The following is a 19468-nucleotide window of genomic DNA, read 5'->3' as shown; positions in this document are numbered from 1 at the left end:
CGCAGTCCACGGGGCGTTCCGCGCACGGCAGATTGTCTGGGATTTCTGTGCTGCCGCAAAGGGCGGCCGGGGGACTCGGCCGCCCTTGTGTGCTAGCATGAACTTTGGCATTGAGCGGGTTAGGACAGAATTGCTGTCTAAAATTTCGTTGCAAAGGTGAGTGAGACTTTGCAATGATGTTACTGCGCCCTTGGGACACCCGCTGGGGACACCTGCTGGGGACACCTGGGCGCTGCGACATGAACAGGCCGTGGCTGTCTGGCGGGGACTTTGTCACCCGGACCCTGGCTTGAACTCTGCAAATGCGGCTCGCTGAGAAGGACGAGCGTTGGCCCCGGAGAGGGGTCCGCGCAGCGCCCCGGGTGCGCCGGACGATACCGGAACTGTGGTGAAGGCCCTGACCATTAATTTATGGGGACGGATATGAGCGGATCGAAGGTCGAGCACGGAAAGTTGGGCGGCGCGGTGCTGGCTGCGGATTCGCACGAAAAACCGGCCGAGATCACCCGCGAATTGCATACGTGGCGCCCCGACGCCGAGGGTCTCTATGACCCCTCGCAGGAGAAGGATTCCTGCGGCGTCGGCTTCATCGCCAACATCAAGGGCCAGAAGTCGCACCAGATCGTTGCGGATGCGCTGAGCATCCTGTGCAATCTCGAGCATCGCGGCGCCGTCGGCGCCGATCCGCGGTTCGGCGACGGCGCCGGCATCCTGGTGCAGATCCCGCACGCCTTCTTCGCCCGCAAGGCCAAGGAGCTCGGCTTCACCCTGCCTGCTCCGGGCGAATACGCCATCGGCGCGCTGTTCATGCCGCGCGACGAGGCCTGGCGGAACGTCATCAAGAGCATCATCGCCGACCAGATCGAGGAGGAAGGCCTGGTGTTGCTCGGCTGGCGCGACGTGCCGACCGACAACTCCTCGCTCGGCGTGACGGTCAAGCCGACCGAGCCGCGCAGCATGCAGGTGTTCATCGGCCGCAACGGCGCCGCCAAGACCGAGGACGAATTCGAGCGCAAGCTCTACATCCTGCGCAAGTCGATCTCGCAGGCGATCTATCAGCGCCGCGACCGCGGCATGTCGGGCTATTACCCGTGCTCGATGTCGTGCCGGACCGTGATCTACAAGGGCATGTTCCTGGCCGACCAGCTCGGCAAGTACTACGCCGACCTGCACGAGCCCGACTTCGAGAGCGCGCTGGCGCTGGTGCATCAGCGCTTCTCGACCAACACCTTCCCGACCTGGTCGCTGGCGCATCCCTACCGGATGATCGCGCATAACGGCGAGATCAACACCCTGCGCGGCAACGTCAACTGGATGGCGGCGCGGCAGGCGTCGGTGTCGTCGGAGCTGTTCGGCAAGGACATCAGCCGGCTCTGGCCGATCTCCTATGAAGGCCAGTCCGACACCGCCTGCTTCGACAACGCGCTCGAATTCCTGGTGCAGGGCGGCTACTCGCTGCCGCACGCCGTCATGATGATGATCCCGGAGGCCTGGGCCGGCAATCCGCTCATGAGCGAGGAGCGCCGGTCGTTCTACGAATATCACGCCGCGCTGATGGAGCCGTGGGACGGCCCCGCCGCGATCGCCTTCACCGACGGCCGCCAGATCGGCGCCACGCTCGACCGCAACGGCCTGCGGCCGGCGCGCTATCTCGTCACCAAGGACGACCGCATCGTGATGGCGTCCGAAATGGGCGTGCTGAAGATCCCGGAGGACCAGATCGTCACCAAGTGGCGGCTGCAGCCGGGCAAGATGCTGCTGGTCGACCTCGAACAGGGCCGCCTGATCCCGGATGACGAGATCAAGGCGCAGCTCGCCGCCAGCCATCCCTACACCGAGTGGCTCGCCCGCACGCAGATCCAGGTCGAGAAGCTGCCGGACGCGCCGACCACGGGCGCGCGCACCAACCTGCCGCTCCTGGATCGGCAGCAGGCGTTCGGCTACACGGCCGAGGACATCAACATCCTGATGACGCCGATGGCCGCCACCGGCGAGGAGGCGACGGGCTCGATGGGCAACGACGCGCCGATCTCGGCGCTGTCGGACAAGCCGAAGCTGCTGTTCACCTACTTCAAGCAGAACTTCGCCCAGGTCACCAACCCGCCGATCGACCCGATCCGCGAGGAACTGGTGATGAGCCTGGTCTCGATCATCGGTCCCAGGCCGAACCTCTTCGACCTCGAAGGCGTCGCCTCGACCAAGCGGCTCGAAGTGCACCAGCCGATCCTGACCGACGCGGACCTCGAGAAGATCCGCTCGATCTCGGAGGTGTCGGACAGCCACTTCGTCTCGCGCACGCTCGACACCACGTTCGATGCGAGCCTGGGCGCGGCCGGCTTCGAGCAGGTGCTCGACGATCTCTGCGGCCGCGCCGAGGCCGCGGTGCGCGAGGGCGTCAACATCATCATCCTGTCCGACCGCATGGTGTCGGCGCAGCGGATTCCGATTCCGTCGCTGCTGGCCTGCGCCGCCGTGCATCACCATCTGATCCGCACCGGCCTGCGCACCTCGGTCGGCCTGGTCGTTGAATCCGGTGAGCCGCGCGAGGTGCATCACTTCGCCTGTCTGGCCGGCTATGGCGCGGAGGCGATCAATCCGTATCTGGCGTTCGAGACCATCATCGCGCTCAAGGACAAGCTGCCGGGCGCGCTGAGCGACTACGAGGTCGTCAAGCGCTACATCAAGTCGATCGGCAAGGGCCTGCTCAAGGTCATGTCGAAGATGGGCATCTCGACCTACCAATCCTATTGCGGTGCGCAGATCTTCGACGCGGTCGGCCTCAAGGCCGAGTTCGTGCAGAAGTTCTTCTACGGCACCCACACCCGCATCGAAGGCGTCGGCCTGGCCGAGATCGCCGAGGAGACCACGCGCCGTCACCGCGACGCGTTCGGCGACGCGCTGGTCTACAAGACCGCGCTCGACGTCGGCGGCGAATATGCCTACCGCACCCGCGGCGAGGACCACGCCTGGACCGCTGAGTCCGTCGCGACGCTCCAGCATGCCGTGCGCGGCAATTCGAAGGACCGCTACCAGGCATTTGCAAAACTGCTCAACGAGCAGTCCGAGCGGCTGCTGACGCTGCGCGGCCTGTTCCGGATCAAGTCGGCCGAGGACGACAAGCGCAAGCCGGTGCCGCTCGACGAGGTCGAGCCGGCCAAGGAGATCGTCAAGCGCTTCGCTACGGGCGCGATGAGCTTCGGCTCGATCTCGCGCGAGGCGCACACCACGCTCGCGATCGCCATGAACCGGATCGGCGGCAAGTCGAACACCGGCGAAGGCGGCGAGGAGGCTGATCGCTTCAAGCCGCTGCCCAACGGCGATTCCATGCGCTCGGCGATCAAGCAGGTCGCCTCGGGCCGGTTCGGCGTGACGACGGAATATCTCGTCAACTCCGACATGATGCAGATCAAGATGGCGCAGGGCGCCAAGCCCGGCGAAGGCGGCCAGCTGCCTGGCCATAAGGTCGACGCCACCATCGCCAAGGTGCGCCACTCGACTCCGGGCGTCGGCCTGATCTCGCCGCCGCCGCATCACGACATCTATTCGATCGAGGATCTCGCGCAGCTCATCTACGACCTGAAGAACGTCAATCCCGACGGTCAGGTCTCGGTGAAGCTCGTCTCCGAGGTCGGCGTCGGCACGGTTGCTGCAGGCGTCGCCAAGGCGCGGGCCGACCATGTTACGATCGCGGGCTTCGAGGGCGGCACCGGTGCCTCTCCCCTCACCTCGATCAAGCATGCGGGATCGCCGTGGGAGATCGGCCTGGCCGAGACGCATCAGACCCTGGTGCGCGAGCGGCTGCGTAGCCGCATCGTCGTCCAGGTCGACGGCGGCTTCCGCACCGGACGTGACGTCGTGATCGGCGCCCTGCTCGGCGCTGACGAGTTCGGCTTCGCCACCGCGCCGCTGATCGCGGCCGGCTGCATCATGATGCGCAAGTGCCACCTCAACACCTGCCCGGTCGGCGTCGCCACCCAGGACCCGGTGCTGCGCAAGCGCTTCACCGGCCAGCCCGAGCACGTCATCAACTACTTCTTCTTCGTCGCCGAGGAAGTCCGCGAGATCATGGCCGCGCTCGGCTATCGCAGCTTCAACGAGATGGTCGGCCAGACGCAGATGCTCGACCAGTCCCGGCTGGTGGCACATTGGAAGGCCAAGGGCCTCGACTTCTCCAAGCTGTTCGTGAAGCAGAAGGCGGAGCCGGGCCAGAAGATCCATCACGCCGAGAAGCAGGACCACCATCTCGAAGCCGTGCTCGACCGCAGGCTGATCGAGCAGGCGCGTCCCGCGCTCGACCGCGGCGCGCCGGTCAAGATCGAGGCCGAGATCAATAACACCGACCGTTCGGCGGGCGCGATGCTCTCCGGCGCGGTGGCCAAGATCTACGGCCATGCCGGCCTGCCGCAGGACACGATCCATGTCAGCCTGAAGGGCACCGCCGGCCAGGCGTTCGGCGCCTGGCTCGCGAACGGCGTCACCTTCGAGCTCGAAGGCGAAGGCAACGACTATGTCGGCAAGGGCCTGTCGGGCGGCCGCATCATCGTCAAGCCGCCGCGCAATTCCGGCATCGTGCCGGAGGAGTCGATTATCGTCGGCAACACCGTGATGTACGGCGCCATCTCCGGCGAGTGCTTCTTCCGCGGCATTGCCGGCGAGCGCTTCGCGGTCCGTAACTCGGGCGCGGTCGCCGTCGTCGAGGGCGCGGGCGACCATTGCTGCGAATACATGACCGGCGGCATCGTCGTCGTGCTCGGCAAGACCGGGCGCAACTTCGCCGCGGGCATGTCGGGCGGCGTCGCCTATGTGCTCGACGAGGCCGGTGACTTCGACAAGCATTGCAACATGGCGATGGTCGAGCTCGAGCCTGTGCTGTCGGAGGAGATGATCGCCGAGGACACCTATCACCAGATGGGCGACCTCGAGGCGCATGGCCGGGTCGACGTGTTCAAGAACCTGCTGGCGTCCGACGTCGAGCGCCTGCACGTCCTGATCTCGCGCCACGCCAAGGCCACCGGTTCCAAGCGCGCCGCCGACATCCTGGCGAACTGGAAGGACTACGCACCGAAGTTCCGCAAGGTGATGCCGGTCGAGTACCGCCGCGCGCTTCGCGAGCTCGCGGCCAAGGCCGACGCCGAGCCGAAGATCGCGATCGGGGCTTGAGGCACGGCAGTAACCAAGGACGTCATTGCGAGCGCAGCGAAGCAATCCAGGGCCAAACAGAATGTCTGAATTGCTTCGTCGCTCCGCTCCTCGCAATGACGACTGAGAAGCAGACGGGCCTCGCCCTTCGAGACGCGGCGCAAGCGCCGCTCCTCAGGGTGAGGAGAAGCGGGAAGCAAACTCCTCATGGTGAGGAGGCGCCAAAGCGCCGTCTCGAACCATGAGGCCGAGGTCGAGGCCTCACCCTTCGAGACGCGGCGAAGGCGCCGCTCCTCAGGGTGAGGGGAAGCACAGAGGAAATCCCTCAAGGTGAGGCGGTGCGAAAGCAACCGATCCGAACAATGAGGCCCGAGCAGTCAGGGACGTCGTAGATCATGGGCAAGGTCACAGGTTTTCTCGAAATCGAGCGGCACGATCGCAAGTATGCGCCGGTTGCCGAGCGGCTGAAGAACTTCAACGAGTTCGTGGTGCCGCTCTCCGAGAAGGAGCTGCGCGACCAGGCGGCGCGCTGCATGAATTGCGGCATCCCCTATTGCCACGGCACCGGCTCGGCCGCGCCGGGCACCACCGGCTGCCCGGTCAACAACCAGATCCCGGACTGGAACGACCTCGTCTACAACGGCAACTGGGAAGAGGCCGCGCGCAACCTGCACTCGACCAACAACTTCCCGGAGTTCACCGGCCGCATCTGCCCTGCCCCCTGCGAGGCATCGTGCACGTTGAACATCGACGACAATCCGGTGACTATCAAGACGATCGAATGCGCGATCGTCGACAAGGCCTGGGAGAACGGCTGGCTCAAGCCGGAGCCGGCCGCGGTCAAGACCGGCAAGAAGGTCGCCATCGTCGGCGCCGGCCCCGCCGGCCTCGCTGCCGCGCAGCAGCTGGCGCGCGCCGGTCACGATGTCCACGTCTTTGAGAAGAACGCCAAGGCCGGCGGCCTGCTGCGCTACGGCATTCCCGACTTCAAGATGGAGAAGGGCATCATCGACCGCCGCATCGCGCAGATGGAAGGCGAAGGCGTGACCTTCCATTACGGCGTCAATGTCGGCGGCAAGGATGGCCTCGATGCCAAGACCCTGCTGAAGGATTACGACGCCGTGGCGCTGACCGGCGGCGCCGAGGCGCCGCGCGACCTGCCGATCCCCGGCCGCGATCTCGCCGGCATCCACTACGCGATGGACTTCCTGCCGCAGCAGAACCGCCGCGTCGGCAACGAGCCGGTCAACACCACCGAGATTCTCGCCGGCGGCAAGCATGTCGTCGTGATCGGCGGCGGCGACACCGGCTCTGACTGCATCGGCACCTCGCTGCGCCAGGGCGCGCTGTCGGTCACCCAGCTCGAGATCATGCCGGCGCCGCCGGAGCGCGAGAACAAGGCGCTGACCTGGCCGAACTGGCCCTTGAAGATGCGGACCTCGTCGAGCCAGGCCGAAGGCGCGGTGCGCGAATTCGCGGTGCTGACGCAGAAGTTCGAAGGCGAGAACGGCGTCGTCAAGAAGCTGCATTGCGTCCGCGTCGACGCACAGTTCAAGCCGATCCCGGGCACCGAGTTCGTGCTGGCAGCCGATCTCGTCCTGCTGGCGATGGGCTTCGTCCATCCGGTGCATGAGGGCCTGCTCAAGAGCCTCGGCGTCGACCTCGACCCGCGCGGCAACGTCAAGGCCAACCTGACCGACTACCAGACCTCGCTGCCGAAGGTGTTCTCCGCCGGCGACATGCGCCGCGGCCAGTCGCTGGTCGTCTGGGCGATCCGCGAGGGCCGGCTATGCGCCCAGGCGGTCGACAAGTTCCTGATGGGCAAGACCGACCTGCCGCGCTGAGCGTCGACGGTTTGTTGGCGACCACGCCACGGCGGAGATGGTCTCCCCGCCTAAGGCAGGTTGATCCCATTTGCTGGCCGCCGTTTTGCGCTCGTCTCTCTCCATGTCGCCATGGCCGGGTTTGTCCCGGCCAACCACGTTCTTCCGCATGCTGGGAACGACGTGGATGCCCGGGAAAGGCCCGGGCATGACGGAGTAACTGATGTCGCTGCACACGTGCAGAGGCGGCTACGCGTCGCCCTTCCAGGCGGTGAGCCGCCGTTCCGCGAGCACCAGCACCTCGTTCAGGACCAGCCCGAGCAGCGAAAGCGTGACGATGCCCGCGTACATCTTAGGGATTTCGAACGTGAACTGCGCATAGTTGACGAGATAGCCGAGCCCGGCCTTCGCCCCGACCATTTCGGCTGCGATCAGCACCAGGATCGAATAGGCGCCGGCGATGCGGATGCCGGTGAAGATCGACGGCAGCGAGGCCGGCACCACCACGCGCGTGAACAGCCGGGTCTGCGATAACGCCATCGAGCGTGCGGAGCGGATCAGCAGCGGATCGACCTCGCGCGCGCCAGCCACGGTGTTGAGCAGGATCGGCCAGAGACAGGCGTAGAACACCATCGCCACCTTCGATACCTCGCCCATGCCGAGCATGAGGACGAACACCGGGAGCAGCGCCAGCGGCGCGGTGTTGCGGAACAGTTCGAGCAGCGGATTGAGAATCTCCGCCACCGAACGGTACCAGCCGATGACGAGCCCGAGCGGCACGCCGACGGCAACGGCGAGGATCAGGCCAGAGAAGGCGCGGCCGGCGCTGGCTGCGAGATGCTCCACAAGCTCACCGCTGCGCGCCATCTCGACGAAGGCGGACAGCGCCGTCGAGAACGGCGGGAGGAAGGTGGTATCGACGAGCCCGAGGCGCGGCAGGATTTCCCATGCGGCCAGGAAGGCGAAGATCGCCACTGTCCCGCGCAGCAGCCGCGCCGCGCGGCGCGCGAAATGGCCCGGCCCCGACGACCCAGAGGCTTCGACCAGCCGGTCGACCGAGGTGCTCATGACGCGCGGCTCTCCTCGCTTGCGGTGGACTGCCGGACGCCATCGCGCACCACGCGCGCGGCGGCCGTCGCCTCCGGATGGAACAGCTGCCAGATGCGATGACGGAGCGCGACGAATTCGGGCGTCGCGCGCAGATCGTCGGCGCCGCGGTCGATATCGATCGCGATGTCGGCGACGATGCGCCCCGGGCCGGCGGCCATCACCAGCACGCGCTGGCCGAGATAGACCGCCTCGTCGATCGAGTGCGTAATGAAGACGATGGTCTTGCCGGTCTGCCGCCAGATGCGAAGGGTTTCGTCCTGCAGTCGCTCACGTGTCTGCGCGTCGAGTGCGGCGAACGGCTCGTCCATCAGCAGCACCTCCGGGTCATAGGACAGCGCCCGAGCGATGGCGATGCGCTGCTTCATTCCGCCAGACAGCTGATGCGGATAGCGATCGCCGAAATCGGCGAGGTCGACGAGATCGAGAAAATGCGCCGCACGCGCGGCGCGCTCCGCCTTCGGCACGCCGCGCGCTTCCAGGCCGAACTCGATGTTGCCCTTCGCGGTCTTCCAGGGAAACAGCGCGTATTGCTGGAACACGATGCCGCGATCGAGCCCCGGCCCCTTGACCGGAACGCAGTCGATGAGAATCGAGCCCCCGTCGGCCAAGCTCAGCCCGTCGATCAGATCGAGCAGCGTGGTCTTGCCGCAGCCACTCGGGCCGACCAGCACCAGGAATTCGCCGGGCCGGACCTCGAACGACACATTGCCGAGCGCGACGAAGCGGCCGCCTTGGTTGAGGCTGTAGCTCTTGCTCACATTGCGCACACTGATCGCCGCGCCCATCCACATGCTCCTTCAGGTCGCGGACCTGATCTTCATCTCGCTCGCGCCGCTCGCCGGCTGCGCGCGCGTCTCGTCAGTCCGCGAACGGATTGAACCGGTTGGTATAGACGTCGGCCGCGCGGATCTGGCCCGGCTTCAGCTGACCATTGGCCTCGAACCACGCCTGGTAGCTCTCGAACTCCTCGGGGCGGATGACGCCGCCCTTGCCGCCGACGCTGGCGGATTTCCAATAGCGCACCGCCGTCCTGTCCTCGTTCCTGTTGCGCTCCTGCAGGATCTTCTCCAGCCGCGCGATCACCTCCTCGCGCGGCGTCGACTGTGCCCAGGCAATCGCGCGCGCGGTGGCTTCGACGAACTTCCGCGACGTCCCCGGATATTGCGCGATGAACCGATCGGTGAGGATGTAGGCTGCATAGCCGAACGAGCCGAGCAGGCCGTAGTCGGTGACCAGGAGGCGCGCATCACCCTCTGCGAGCACCTTCTCCTTCAGGATGTCTTCGAGAAAGATGGCGTCGAGCTGCTTGGCCCGCAGCAGCTGCGCGAGGTTGACCGGCGGCGCCGGCACGAAGATCACCTTCTTGATGTCCTCGGCCGATACGCCCGACTTCTGCAGATAAACGGTGATGAGATATTCCTGATAGGCGCCCGGCGTGTTGACGCCGATCTTGCGGCCGACGAGGTCCGTGGCGTTCTGGATCGGGCTCGAATTGAGGGTGAGAAGGCCGCCGCTGGTCTGGGCATCGGTGCCGATATAGGCGATCACCGCCTTGATCGGGGCATGCGCTGCAGCGAGCTTCAGGATCGAGCCATTGAAGGCACCGCCGAAATCGATATCGCCGGTCACCGCCGCCTGGATGTCCTGCGGACCCGAAATCGTGTTGCCGATCCATTTCAGCTTGACGGGGGCAAGGTAGCCGAGGTCCTCGGCGAGCTCCGGATAGAGCACCCTGCCCAACCAGCCCTGGTAGCGCAGCTCCAGCTTTTCTGGAGCAGGCCACTGCGATTTGGAGCTCTCCTCGGCGCGAACCGGCTCGGAGGCAACGAAAGCCGTTGCCAGCAACAGCACGAAAGCAGCAAGGCTCTGCGCAAGTCTCAACAGCGCAAGCCTCAACAGCAGGGCGTCTTTGCGCCCGCGGCTCAGATCGATGATGTTCATCAGCGGCGATACTCGGTTCAACATTGGAGGCCGGCTCCTGGCGGAGCCGACCGGCTCACGAACGACGAGGCGCCGACGTCAGAACGCGCCGTCGTACTCCAGCGTGACTCGATGGATGCGCCGCGGCGCCTTCCCATAGTCGCGCACCGCGTAATGCTGGACCTGGCGGTTGTCCCAGATCGCGACGTCGCCCTCCTGCCACGCGAAGCGCGCCTGCACCTCGGGCGTCTTGACCAGGTCATACAGGTAGTTCAGCAGGCTCTGGCTCGCGGTCTTCGACACGCCGAGCAGATGGCTGGTGTGCGCCTCATTGACGAAGATCAGCTTGCGGCCGGTCTCCGGATGGGTCTTGACGACCGGGACCTCGATCGGCGGAAACTTCACTGTCGCATCCTGCACCCGCGCGAGCCCCTCTTCCGCAGTCTCCTCGCGGCCTTCCGCGTAGCCGGTGAGCAGGTCCGAGAGCGCTTCCTTCTTCGGCGAGGCGAAGAACGTGTTGACCGCGGTCAGCTTCTCGAAATAGCGGGCGAGGTCGGGATCGAGCAGATCGTATACCGCCGTGGACGAGGCCCAGATCGTGTCGCCGCCACCGTCGGGCGGCAATTGCTTGATATGCAGCACCGTCGCTTTCGGCGGCTGCCGCTGCCAGGAAACGTCGACGTGCCAATTGTCGGTGCCGCCGGTCTTGGTGTTCTCGTCATGGGCGATGACTTCGATCTCGGGAAATCCCTCGACCGACGGCAGATAGATGTTCTTGCGGATCGGATTGCCGAAGATGCGCGCGAGGTCGACATGCTGCGCGAAGCTCAGCGCCTGCTTACGGAAGAAGATGACGCCGTGCTGGACCAAAGCGCGATTGAGGTCCTGCTTGTTCTGATCACTGAGCGGCCTGGTGAGATCGATATTTTCGATCACGGCGCCAATCAGCGGCTTATAGGGACGAATCGAAATATCCTGGTGGCCATGCTTCGACTGAGCAGAATTTCTTTCCAGCGCGACACTCATCTCTTGTTCCCCGGAGCGTTGAGATAACAAAAGGTTAGGTTTGAGTGGAAAGACCGTCAAGTTAGTCTATCAAATAAGTATACAATCATCGCAAAGCCGCAGCGACGCGGAGGATCCGCATCGCATAGAGAGCTGACGAAGGCAGGGTTTGCCTCAAAGCCCGAGCCGATCGACTGCCAAGCCCGGTCGTTGCGAGCGGTCGACCGTGCCCTGCGACAATTCGCGATCGTGTGGGGAACGATGACGAACTTTGCGACGGAACCTTCACGGCGGCATCAGCCGCGGCCGTGCACTTTGGCTGTTAAGCAGATCGCGGCAAGCAGTGCAGATCGATGAGACGCCGCTTTCGCACCGGAGAAAAAAGGGTGGGGACTTCCTCGACATGAGTCTCCGTTCGGCCTGAAGTGGCAGGTCAGGCCGGCGTTTCATCATCGATCGGATGAACGTCGAAGCGTCAGGATCGACGTTTCACCGTGAAGCCCCCACCCGTCCTGGCCATCGGCCAGCTCGGATAAGCCGCGCCGCGCGCGGCTCTGATCTCAGAACGGGTGCAGCCGTGTCGCACGGCCGCATTGCCCAGTACTTGATGAACCCCGCAGGATTTCGCGTTCCGCGCGCATCGCGATGGTCGTCATGTCGGACAATCCCCACGTCTCGCCGGCAGACGCCGCGGTCCCCTCTGGTTCACACAACCTAAAAGTGCATCTCCTAAGATAGACCAAATGGCATCGCCAGCATTCCCATCAAATGCGGCGCGTGTCTCGACGATGTGCGCCCGCTCGTCGTTCACGAGAGCAACATAGGTTCGATAAACGAACGTTTCGTTACCGCATCAGAATACCGCCGTCAACTCGTGGTCCGCTCCCACAGGTCCTCGATCGGGACAGGGGGCGTCACCCGAAAGATGTCATCGATCACGTGGCCGAGCTCGGCGGCGCTCGCGAGGGCGCGCTCCTCGATCACCTCGGCATCGCCGTCCTGCCGCGTGTAGCGGCGGCTGACCAGCTTGTGCCGCACGCCGCGCGCGACGCGCTCCATCATCAGCGTGTGCGTGGCTGGCACGGCCGGGCTGGTCGAGGTGTACCAGCTACCGAGCACGTAGTCGGCATGGATCTGCGGCGCCAGGTCGAACGCATACATCATGCGCCAGCCGGTCGGCTGTTTCGCGCTGATCGTGTAGAGCCCGTTCCACATGCCGATGCGGAACGTGCCCATCGGCGTCCGCTGCTCCGGCCCGACCTCGAGCCGGATCGGCCCATCCATCATGCAGATGCCGAAGCCGACATCGACCAGATGGGGACGGCCCTCGACCTCGACCAGCAACATCATGTGCTGACGCGGCCCGAGCGGATCGTCCGGCGCCGAGCGCCAGCGCACGCGTCCTGTCAAACCGACGACCTTGAAGCCGATCGCCTCCAGCACCGCCTGGAACAGCACATTCTGCTCGAAGCAATAACCGCCGCGGCGGCTCAGCACGAGCTTCTGCTGCACCGACGGCAGATCGACATGGACTGGACGTCCCATCAGCGGATCGAGCGCCTCGAACGGCAGCGCATCGACATGCGCGGCCTGGAGCGCTGCGAGGGTTGCCAGATCGGGCGCGAGCGGCGCGCGATAGGCGATGCGGGCGAGATAGGAATCCAGTTGAAGCTCAGCCGCCATCGCACCTTCGTTCCGTCAGCTTTCGATCCGAGCCCAGATCATGTCCGCCGGCACCGGAAGCGTCAAACCAAACAGCTCGTCGATGACACGGTGCAGCGCCTCCGGCGATTCGACGATGCGCTCGCTCCTCACCTCGCCGTCACGCGCCTCGATGACGAGGCGGCGGTTGACCAGCCGGTAGCGCGCATCGCGCGTCAGCCGCTCCAGCACCAGCATCGAGGTGAACGGCGTGAACGGGCTGGTCGAGGTGTACCAGTTGCTGAGCACGTAGTCGGCGTGGACCTGCGGCGCGAGGTCGAACACATACATCATGCGCCAGCCAGCCGGCTGCCTGGCCGCGAGCCAGTACAAATCATCCTTCAGCGTCAGGCGGAACGTGCCCATCAGGGTCGGCTGTTCGATGTCGGGCGCCATCCGCAACGGCGTATCGAGCAGGCAGGAGCCGAAGCCGACATCGGCGATGTGCGGCCCCTCCGGCAGGTCGACCTTGAGCATCATGTGCGTGCGGGGCGTCAGCGGTGCATCCGCGTCGAGCCGCCAGCGCACCCGCGCCGACAGTGGCGTGACGGCAAAGCCGATCGCCTCCAGCGCGGCCTTCAGCAGCGCGTTCTGCTCGAAGCAATAGCCGCCGCGGCGGCCGTCGACGATCTTGGCCTGGACCGCAGCGAGATCGATGTTGACGGGCCGGCCGAGCAACGGATCGATGCCTTCGAACGCGATCGCATCGACATGCGCCGCCTGCAATGCGGCGAGCGTCTCGAAGGTCGGCGCCAGCGGCCCGCGATAGCCGATCCGGGCGAGATATTTGTCGAGGTTAAAATCGGAGGACATCTTGAGGAAACTTCCAACGGCCTAAGGCACGACATCGATCACTCGTCATTGCGAGCGCAGCGGAGCAATCCAGGGCTCAGCGGGGACTCTGGATTGCTTCGTCGCTGCGCGCCTCGCAATGACGGCAAGTGAGATCAAGCCACTCCGGCCCGCAGCAGATCATGCATGTGCAGGATGCCGACCGGTTTCGCGCCGTCGGTGACGATCAGGGTGGTGATCTTGGCGGAGTTCAGGATCTCCAGCGCCTCGGAGGCGAGCGCCTCGCGGCCGACGGTGCGCGGGTTCGCGGTCATGATCTCGTCGACCGCGACCGACAGCAGATCCGCACGCATCTTCCGGCGGAGATCGCCGTCGGTGATGATGCCGGCAACATGGCCGCGGCCGTCGACGATGACGACGCAGCCGAGTCCCTTGGCTGACATCTCGGCCAGCGCATCGGCCATGCCGGTGCCGAGCGGCTTCAGCGGCACCGCGTCCCCTGAGCGCATCAGGTCGGAGATGTGCTTGAGCATGGCGCCGAGCTTGCCGCCCGGATGGAAATTGGCGAATTCCAGCGCGGTGAAGCCGCGGCCTTCGAGCAGCGCGATCGCCAGCGCGTCGCCGATCGCGGCCTGCATCAGGGTCGAGGTGGTCGGCGCCAGATTGTGCGGACAGGCCTCGCGCGCCTTCGGCAGCTCCAGCACGATGCGCGCCGCCTGCCCGAGCGAGGATTGCGCGTTCGAGGTGATGGCGATCATCGGGATCGCAAAGCGCTTGGTGTAGTTGACCAAGGTCTTCATCTCCGGCTGCTCGCCGGACCAGGACAGCGCGATGACGACGTCATCCGAGGTGATCATGCCGAGATCGCCATGGCCGGCCTCGGCGGAATGGACGAAGAAGGCCGGCGTACCGGTCGAGGCCAGGGTCGCGGCCATCTTGCGGGCGACGTGGCCCGACTTGCCGAGCCCGGTCAGGATCGCACGGCCCTTGGCTTGCCGAATCAGCGCGACGGCGGCGGCGAAGGCCGCGCCCAGCGGTCCATGCAATGCCGCAGAGATCGCGGCAATGCCGTTGCTGCCGGCGTCGAGCGTCCGCAGCGCCGATTGAATGTCCGCATTGGCGGGAGGGGCTTCGGTCAACGGCTTCGATCTCGGCATTCGCGCTTCCAAGGCTCAGATTCCAAGGCTCAGACAATCAAGCGCCGCTCTTTAGCATGGGTAAGGCCGCGAGGCGTCATCAACAGCCCATTAACCATATTTGTTTTTACTCTCTTAACGACGGGGTTTGCCGACGGCGCCCGGCCGCTCGGCTAAATATTTGATTTGTTGGGGTTTTGGAAATCGTGGGGTGGAGCCCTGACAGCGGCCGCGCGGCGCGCGCGCGGCGATGGCGCGACGCCTCGGCCGCATGCGTGCTGCTCGCTGCCCTCGGCGGCGGCCCGGCTCAGGCGCAGACCATCGACGCGCTTCGCCCCGTTCGCGACGGCTTTCTGGCCCCGCAGGATTCGCCGCTGCGGCGGACCGTCGTGAGCGGGTTGTCCGATGCCGCTCCGACGGTCGGCGTCGACACCCCCATTTCGGCCAGCTCCCCGCCGCGGCAGACCGGCGGGCCACTGCCCGGCAGACCCGCCGCCAGCGGAGCGGCCGACACCGGCTATGATTCGCTCAACCGGACCCGCAAGAAGCCGCGCTACTACCCCGCGCAGCCCCGGCCCAAGCCGCCGCCGGGACCCGGCACGCGCCCATCCGGCGAGCTGACCGGACAATTGCGCCCGACGCTGCCGCCGTCGGCTTCGGCCAACAAGCCGCCGATCCCCGCCGCCATGGCCGGCACAGTGCCTGGCCAGCCGCCGCGCAAGCGACTGAAGATCGATGACGACCCGTTCGGCGCCGTCGGCGACTATGCCGGCCCGTTCCTGGTCAAGGGCGCGGTCGAGCTCTCGGCAGGCTATGACAGCAATCCCGCTCGGCTCGGCAATCCGCGCGGCATGCCGGCCTGGATGATCGCGCCGGAATTCCTGGCGGTGTCCAACTGGGAGCGCCACGCCCTGGTCGCCGACCTGCGCGGCTCCTTCACCGGCTATGGCAGCACGCTGCCGGCGCGGCTCGATGGCGGCGTCAATCCGGCGCCGACCACGCTCGACCGCCCCGATTTCACCGGCCATCTCGATGGCCGCCTCGACGTCAGCCGCGATACCTCGGTCGGCGCCCAGTTGCGGCTGCGCGCGGCCACCGACAATCCCGGCAGCCCCAACGTGCAGGCGGGGCTGGCGCGCTATCCGGTCGCCACCACGCTGGGCACCACGATCGGCATCGACCAGCGCTTCAACCGCCTCCAGATCTCCGCCGGCGCAACCGCCGATCGCACCAGCTATCAGCAGAGCAAGCTGACCGACGGCTCGGCCACGTCGAACGACGACCGCAACTTCAACCAGTATGGCGGCATCGGCCGGGTATCCTACGAGGTAATGCCCGGCCTGAAGCCGTTCGCCGAGATCCAGGGCGACAGCCGCGTGCATGACCAGCGATTCGATCGCGCCGGGTATCAGCGCGATTCTGCGGGCGGCACCGCCAAGGCCGGCAGCTCGTTCGAATTCACGCGGTTGCTCACCGGCGAACTCTCGATCGGCTATGCGACGCGCAGCTATGTCGACCCGCGGCTCAACCGGCTGCAGGGTTTTCTGACGTCGGCCTCCTTGGTGTGGTCGGCGACGCCGCTGACCACGGCGCGCTTCCTCTCGGACACGCAGCTCGCCGAGACCACCGTGGCCGGCGCCTCCGGCGTGCTGGTGCGCACCTACACCGTGCAAGTCGACCACGACTTCCGGCGCTGGCTGACCGGCATCGGCAAATTCAGCTTCGGCACGCTCGATTATCAAGGCTATGGCCGCAGCGACCGCACCTATTCGGCCGAAGGCAACCTCGTCTACAAGATGACGCGCAGCCTCTGGGTCAAGGGCTCGCTGCGCTATGACAAGCTCGACTCCAACATCACAGGTGCCGGCTCATCGGGCACCGTGGTGATGCTGGGCGTCAGGCTGCAGAACTAACCCCCCTGCTCTCCCCCCGTCATTGCGAGAAGCGAAGCGACGAAGCCATCCAGGGCTGCGCGTGCGCCTCTGGATTGCGTCGCTGCGCTCGCAATGACGCGGTGAGACTGCGGGCTTAAACATCCGTCGTCGCCCGCAGCACTACGCCGCCGTCACCGTCAGATGCGCGCCGTCGGCCTGCACGATGCGGACGCGGCTGCCAGCCGGCGCGTCGGGGCCGGCGACGCGCCACACCGTGTCGTCGATGCGGACGGTGCCGTTGCCGTCGATGATCGGCTTCTCCAAGGTGAACTCGCGCCCGACCAGCGCAGCGGAGCGGCGGTTCAGATAGGGATTGTCGCTGGCCGCCGCGGCACCGGTTCGCGCCAGCCGCCGCCATAGCGGCACGGCGGCGATGGCGAACAGCGCGAACATCAGGATCTGCAGCTGCCATCCCGGCGCAAAGGCGAACGACAGCAGGCCGACCAGGAGCGCGGCGAGCCCGAGCCAGAACAGGAAGACGCCCGGCGCCAGCAGCTCCAGCGCCATCAGGATGATGCCGAAGATCAGCCAGTTCCAGGTGCCGAGCGTGACGAACATGTCGCTCATGGTGACCTCCTGCGTCAGGCCTGCGGCGGGACCGGCGGCTTCGGCGGCGTGCCGGCCGACGGCACCGAGCCGCCGCTGCGGCGCGCGGCCACGGCCGAGGCCGCACTCTCGCCGAACGTCGCCTTGGCGATCTCGCCGATGCCGGCGAGCGAGGCCAGCATGCCCGTCGCCTCGAGCGGCAGCATGATCACCTTCTGGTTCGGCGAGTCGGCGAGCTGGCCGAACGCCTTGATGTATTTGTCGGCGATGAAGTAGTTCAGCGCGGCGACGTCGCCTTTCGAGATCGCTTCCGACACCATCTGCGTCGCCTTGGCCTCGGCCTGTGCCGCGCGCTCGCGCGCCTCGGCGTCGAGGAACGCCGACTGGCGGCGGCCTTCCGCCTGCAGGATCTGGCTCTGCTTGGCACCTTCCGCGCGCAGGATCTCGGACTGACGCTGGCCCTCGGCCTGCAGGATGTCGGCGCGCTTGACGCGCTCGGCCTTCATCTGCCGGCCCATCGCCTCGACGAGATCGGCCGGCGGCACGATGTCCTTGATCTCGATGCGGTTGACCTTGAGCCCCCACGGCGACACCGCGGCGTCGACGACGCGCAGCAGCCGCTCATTGATCTCGTCGCGATGCGACAGCACCTGGTCGAGATCCATCGAGCCCATCACCGAGCGGATGTTGGTCATGGTCAGCGTGATGATGGCCTGGTTGAGGTTGGCGACCTCGTAGCTCGCTTTCGCCGCGTCGAACACCTGGTAGAAGGCGACGCCGTCGACCGTCACCGTGGCATTGTCCTTGGTGATGACCTCCTGCTCCGGGATGTCGATCACCTGCTCCATCATGTTGATCTTGCGCCCGATGCGATCAAAATAGGGCACGATGATGTTGAGGCCCGGCGACAGGGTGCGGGTGTATTTGCCGAACCGCTCGACGGTCCAGTCGAACCCCTGCGGCACGGTCTTCACGCCGGAATAGAGAGTGAAGATGGCCAGCAGCACCAGCGCTATGGCGAAAATGTCGAAACCGCTCATGGATCCTCCAAGGAAGGAGACGGTCGTCTCCTCACCAGCCTCTGCAGCAATCACAATCTGGGGATTGCTACACGATTTTGTCGGGGGTCCGATGGGCGCGGTTCAGGAACTTATTTTCGTGGCGGCGGCGCGCATTCATCTTGCGCCGACCTGCAAGCTGACCTAGCAGGCCAACAAGACCATGGCTGGCTCAGAGCCAGCCCTGCAACTCGCGCAGGACGAGCTGCCGCAGCACCTCCATGCCGGGGGCGCTGTCGTTCAGGCAGGGCACGGCGGAGAATTCCTCGCCGCCATTATGCTTAAAGATCTCACAATTCTCGCCGGAGATTTCCTCCAGGGTTTCGAGACAATCGGCGGCGAAGCCCGGCATCACCACTGCGATGCGCTTGACGCCGTCCTTGGCGAACTTCTCGATGGTCTTGTCGGTGTAGGGCTGCAGCCACTCCGAGAAGCCGAAGCGCGACTGGAAGGTCAGGAGCAGCTTGGTGTCGTCCATGCCGAGCCGCTTGCGCAGCAGCTCGGTGGTGGCGACGCACTGCTCGCGATAGGGATCGCCCTTGTCGACATATTCCTTGGGCATGCCGTGGAACGAGGCCACGATCAGCTCGGGCTTGTAGGACAGGGTCTTGAGATGCTCCTCGATCGAGACGGCGAGCGCCTCGATGTAGAAATCGTCGTTGTAATAAGGCGGCGTCACCCGCAGCGTCGGCTGGGCGCGCAGCTCGGTCAGCACGCGGAACGCCTCGTCGCACACGGTCGCGGAGGTCGCAGCCGAATATTGCGGATACAGCGGCACCACCAGGATGCGGTCGCAGCCCTTGGCCATCAGACCATCGACGCCGGCCTTGATCGAGGGATTGCCGTAGCGCATCGCCCAGTCGACGATCACATGGCTGCGATCAGCGAGCGCGGCGGACAGCTTCTCGCTCTGTGCGCGGGTGATGGTCTTCAGCGGCGATTCGTTCTTCTCGGTGTTCCAGATCGACTGGTAGTCCTTGGCCTTCTTGCGCGGCCGGACGTTGAGGATGATGCCGTTGAGGATGATCTTCCACAGCAGGCCCTGGTCCTCGATCACGCGCCGATCGGACAGGAATTCCTTGAGATAGACGCGGACGCCGGCGGCATCGGCCGTGTCGGGCGTCCCGAGATTGACCAGCAGCACGCCGACGCGCGCGGTGCTCGCTGCCGGCAACGGCAGGGCATTGTCAGGAGACCTGGCATTGTCGAAGGAAATGGCGGCGGTCATGATGCCCGTGACTGGTGAAGGGCGTGGCTTGGCGGCTTGTTTCGACATTGTCAAGATCAGGGCCATTTCACCGATG

The 19468-nt window shown here is 65.6% G+C and carries 13 protein-coding genes; 3 read left to right on the top strand and 10 right to left on the bottom strand.

Translation table 11 applies throughout. The annotated features are described in order from the left end of the window. Window positions 1-423: 423 nt before the first annotated feature. A complete protein-coding gene (gene gltB / locus HL671_RS18145) occupies window positions 424-5160 on the top strand; it encodes a glutamate synthase large subunit (protein ID WP_012041646.1) in 4737 nt (1578 codons plus the stop codon). Window positions 5161-5534: 374 nt separating this feature from the next. Then, complete coding sequence (locus tag HL671_RS18140; RefSeq protein ID WP_012041645.1) at window positions 5535-6983, top strand: glutamate synthase subunit beta; 1449 nt, start codon at window positions 5535-5537, stop codon at window positions 6981-6983. A gap of 228 nt (window positions 6984-7211) precedes the next feature. On the opposite strand, the gene HL671_RS18135 is transcribed toward HL671_RS18140, so the two are convergent. From HL671_RS18135 to HL671_RS18105, 7 genes are all read right to left on the bottom strand, one after another. After that, window positions 7212-8030 carry an ABC transporter permease gene (locus HL671_RS18135; protein ID WP_172237234.1) on the bottom strand — a complete coding sequence of 273 codons (819 nt, stop codon included), beginning with the start codon at window positions 8028-8030 and terminating at the stop codon, window positions 7212-7214. After that, complete coding sequence (locus HL671_RS18130; protein WP_012041643.1) at window positions 8027-8863, bottom strand: ABC transporter ATP-binding protein; 837 nt, start codon at window positions 8861-8863, stop codon at window positions 8027-8029. Before HL671_RS18130 ends, HL671_RS18135 begins: the two co-directional genes overlap by 4 nt. A gap of 67 nt (window positions 8864-8930) precedes the next feature. After that, a complete protein-coding gene (locus tag HL671_RS18125; RefSeq protein ID WP_172237232.1) occupies window positions 8931-10037 on the bottom strand; it encodes an ABC transporter substrate-binding protein in 1107 nt (368 codons plus the stop codon). A 54-nt stretch (window positions 10038-10091) separates the two neighbouring features. Further along, the gene (locus tag HL671_RS18120) at window positions 10092-11018 is read right to left on the bottom strand and encodes a TauD/TfdA dioxygenase family protein (protein ID WP_012041641.1); all 927 of its coding nucleotides are present in this window, start codon (window positions 11016-11018) and stop codon (window positions 10092-10094) included. Between the two features lie 846 nt (window positions 11019-11864). Beyond that, on the bottom strand, window positions 11865-12680 hold the full coding sequence (locus HL671_RS18115; RefSeq protein ID WP_172237230.1) for an arylamine N-acetyltransferase family protein: 816 nt from the start codon (window positions 12678-12680) through the stop codon (window positions 11865-11867). A 15-nt stretch (window positions 12681-12695) separates the two neighbouring features. Next, window positions 12696-13511 (bottom strand): arylamine N-acetyltransferase family protein, encoded by an 816-nt coding sequence (locus tag HL671_RS18110; protein ID WP_172237228.1) that lies wholly within the window; start codon window positions 13509-13511, stop codon window positions 12696-12698. Window positions 13512-13645: 134 nt separating this feature from the next. Continuing rightward, the gene (locus HL671_RS18105; RefSeq protein ID WP_172237226.1) at window positions 13646-14647 is read right to left on the bottom strand and encodes a KpsF/GutQ family sugar-phosphate isomerase; all 1002 of its coding nucleotides are present in this window, start codon (window positions 14645-14647) and stop codon (window positions 13646-13648) included. A 185-nt stretch (window positions 14648-14832) separates the two neighbouring features. Here HL671_RS18105 and HL671_RS18100 point away from each other — a divergent pair, with 185 nt between their 5' ends. Next, window positions 14833-16539: an outer membrane beta-barrel protein gene (locus HL671_RS18100; RefSeq protein ID WP_172237224.1), complete on the top strand. Its 1707-nt coding sequence runs from the start codon at window positions 14833-14835 to the stop codon at window positions 16537-16539. Window positions 16540-16680: 141 nt separating this feature from the next. Here HL671_RS18100 and HL671_RS18095 read toward each other — a convergent pair whose 3' ends face one another. The 3 genes from HL671_RS18095 to hemH all read right to left on the bottom strand — a co-directional run bounded on the left by HL671_RS18095 (window position 16681) and on the right by hemH (window position 19392). Then, window positions 16681-17127, bottom strand: a complete 447-nt coding sequence (locus HL671_RS18095) for an NfeD family protein (protein ID WP_012041636.1) — start codon at window positions 17125-17127, stop codon at window positions 16681-16683. Window positions 17128-17141: 14 nt separating this feature from the next. After that, complete coding sequence (locus tag HL671_RS18090) at window positions 17142-18146, bottom strand: SPFH domain-containing protein (RefSeq protein ID WP_012041635.1); 1005 nt, start codon at window positions 18144-18146, stop codon at window positions 17142-17144. A 190-nt stretch (window positions 18147-18336) separates the two neighbouring features. After that, window positions 18337-19392 (bottom strand): ferrochelatase, encoded by a 1056-nt coding sequence (gene hemH, locus HL671_RS18085; RefSeq protein WP_172237222.1) that lies wholly within the window; start codon window positions 19390-19392, stop codon window positions 18337-18339. Window positions 19393-19468 lie beyond the last annotated feature (76 nt).

This window comes from Bradyrhizobium denitrificans, from assembly GCF_013179005.1.
In the GTDB taxonomy this organism is placed as follows: domain Bacteria; phylum Pseudomonadota; class Alphaproteobacteria; order Rhizobiales; family Xanthobacteraceae; genus Bradyrhizobium; species Bradyrhizobium denitrificans.
Note: the sequence above shows the minus strand (reverse complement) of the source record. Positions and strands in the feature narration are given on the sequence as shown.